The sequence below is a fragment of the Thiocystis violacea genome (assembly GCF_016583565.1).
GTDB lineage: Bacteria > Pseudomonadota > Gammaproteobacteria > Chromatiales > Chromatiaceae > Thiorhodococcus > Thiorhodococcus violaceus_A.
The window spans coordinates 1-520 of sequence record NZ_NRRF01000283.1; the positions used below are offsets into that span (position 1 = coordinate 1).

The window sequence follows — 520 nt, forward strand, 5'->3', positions numbered from 1 at the left end:
TGGTGCTGGTCGATGAGTACGATAAGCCGATTCTCGATAATCTGACCCGCCCGGAGACCGCCCGCGAGATGCGCGATGGGCTGCGCAACCTCTACTCGGTCATCAAGGGCCAGGACGCTCACATCCGCTTCGCCTTTCTCACCGGGGTGAGCAAGTTCAGCAAAGTGAGCATCTTCTCGGGGCTGAACAACCTCAACGACATCACCATCGACCCTGAATACTCGACGCTGTGCGGCTATACCCAAGGCGATCTGGAGACGGTCTTCGCGCCGGAGCTGGACGGCCTGGACCGCGCTGAGGTCCGCCGCTGGTACAACGGCTACAACTGGACCGGCGAGGCGGTCTACAACCCGTTCGACCTGCTGTTGCTGTTTCAGAAACGCGAATTCCGCACCTGGTGGTTCGAGACCGGCACCCCGACCTTTCTGGTGGATATCCTCACTCAGCGCGGTTTCTTCACACCCGATCTGGCCCATCTGCGCGCCGACGAGGGATTGCTCTCGACCTTCGATGTCGACCA

Annotated in this window: 1 protein-coding gene; it reads left to right on the plus strand. The window is 60.6% G+C overall.

What is annotated here, in order from left to right; translation table 11 throughout:
* Nucleotides 1–520, plus strand: a 520-nt coding sequence (locus CKO23_RS25220; protein WP_200336346.1) for an AAA family ATPase, incomplete at both ends; no start/stop codon positions are given.